This window comes from Parapedobacter sp. GCM10030251, from assembly GCF_042666505.1.
In the GTDB taxonomy this organism is placed as follows: Bacteria; Bacteroidota; Bacteroidia; order Sphingobacteriales; family Sphingobacteriaceae; genus Parapedobacter.
The window spans coordinates 1-2,069 of the sequence record NZ_JBHTDN010000035.1; the positions used below are offsets into that span (position 1 = coordinate 1).

Genomic DNA, 2,069 nt, shown 5'->3' on the forward strand with positions numbered 1-2,069 from the left:
AAATGTCAGCAGTACCTTTTTTGCCTCCAGCCCCAACTCAAGCCGGGCTGCTGTCCGATCGTACCGTATGGCCGGCACGCCGTGGGGCACCAATTCGATTTTTTCGGCCGGTACCCCATACGTTTGCTGCAGTATCTCCGCTGCCTTGTGGGCCATAACGATTAATTTACTGGCAACTTTGGTGATTTCTTTCATCACCGCGAGCTGATTGTAGGATGGCTTATTCAGGACGGTGTGGAACGTAGCCATCACGGGAACCTCCAGACTATGCAGCAACGTCAGGATGAATATGCCGTTCTGTCCGCCGAAAATACCAAATTCGTGCTGGACAATACATGCATCCACCTGGTTTTGGTTAATGAACTCAGCCGCTTTGAGGTACGCGCCATGGTCATCCTGATCGATGATAAATTTCACTTCCGGAGGATACATATAAGTACTGCCGGGATCATTGATGGCGACGACAAAATTGCCTGATGTCCCGGAACCGTCGCCGGTAGATTGGAAGAGGTGCTGCGTAAATGATCCGATACCGCATTGGCGGGGGGCGTAAGTGCCTATAAAAGCGATTTTCATCTGATTGAAATATTTATGAGTGTAGGTTTTCACCGTTTGTTTGCTTTCAACCGCACTCAAGCGATTGCTTTAATTTATTGCCTTTTATTTACGGCAATTTATACACGTTTCTTAGGTGTAATTATTTAACGGTCGAAAACGCCAGCATGAATTGTTCCCTGGATGTGATGACTGGATTGGTACGGAAGCGGGGAAGAACCAGTCGATCAATACGAAGTTGCTAAATGTAGTCATTTTTGGCTACATATCTGGTATTTCATTTAAATACCTTATCTTACAAGAAATAACTATACGATCATGACAAAAGATAAAGGATCAAAGAAAGAAGGCGGCAAAAAGGCCGCCGTTAAGAGTTTAAAGGAAAAACGGGCAGACAAGAAGGAAAAACAGGCAGAGAAGCGCAGGAAAGATTAACTCCTGAAGTGGATCAGCTGTTTCCCTTCCGTAGAATGCCGCAACCAAGCCAATGCCTTGGTTTTGATCTGCCTCACACGTTCGGTGGTTAACCCCAGCTGCCGGCTGATTTCTCCAAGGTTTTTCGGTTCAGCCCCACCGAGTCCGAAAAAAAGGTTCAGCACCAGTTGCTCCCGTTGGGGCAGTCGGCATATCGAATCCCCGACAACGATTGCCAGCGAGTCGCTCATCGCCCGATGGTCCGTCGGCACCCCGCCGTCCGGCAACGAATCCAATAAGCTCATTTCGGGCGAATGAAGGGAGGGCGCGTCTACCGAAACCTGCTTATTGCCGTTTAACAATACGCGGGCCAATCGCTCAGGCGAAACGCCAAGCACCCCGGCCAGCTCCTCCACGGTGGGTTCACGCTCCAACTGCTGCTCCAGCTCGGATTGCGAACGCTTCACTTTGACCAAATCAGCAATCTGGTTTAATGGCAGACGGACCGTGCGCGACTGCACGGAAATGGCCGACATAATGCTCTGCCTGATCCACCAGACGGCATAGGATATAAATTTGAAACCGCGTGTCTCGTCAAACCGTTTCGCCGCTGTGACCAGCCCAAGGTTTCCCTCGTTGATCAGATCTTCGAGCACCACGCCTTGATGCTGGAATTGCTTGGCCACCGAAATCACAAACCTAAGGTTCCCATTGACCAACCGGTTCAGCGCAGCAGTATCTCCCGTACGTATCCGGACGGCCAGCGCAACTTCTTCCTCGCCGGTAAGCATGTCATATTTACTTATATCATGCAAATAGCTGTTCAGGGATCGATTTTCGCGGTTGGTAATCGATTCGGATATTTTCAGTTGCCTCATGTGCTGCTTTCGTGTGAAGGGTTTGCTGTAAATGTAGGCAATTAAGTTGGACAAATTGGAGAAACCCAGATAATACGCTACCGTTGCGCCATCTTTTCTGAATACCTGTGCTCAACCAGGTGTAAGCGTTGTCATGTATTACACTTTTTAAACAAGTTATTCCAATTTACATCATTAAATTTCATCAACTGTAAATAGTAAGTAACTAAGATCTGGTTGCAC

At 48.2% G+C, this 2,069-nt stretch carries 2 protein-coding genes; both read right to left on the reverse strand.

The window, feature by feature from the left end:
* Positions 1-576 (reverse strand): glycosyltransferase (locus tag ACFQRK_RS23885; RefSeq protein WP_379010941.1); only part of this gene is annotated, 576 nt, incomplete at its 3' end.
* A 410-nt stretch (positions 577-986) separates the two neighbouring features.
* Positions 987-1,847, reverse strand: a complete 861-nt coding sequence (locus ACFQRK_RS23890; RefSeq protein WP_379010944.1) for an RNA polymerase sigma factor RpoD/SigA — start codon at positions 1,845-1,847, stop codon at positions 987-989.
* Positions 1,848-2,069: the final 222 nt, after the last annotated feature.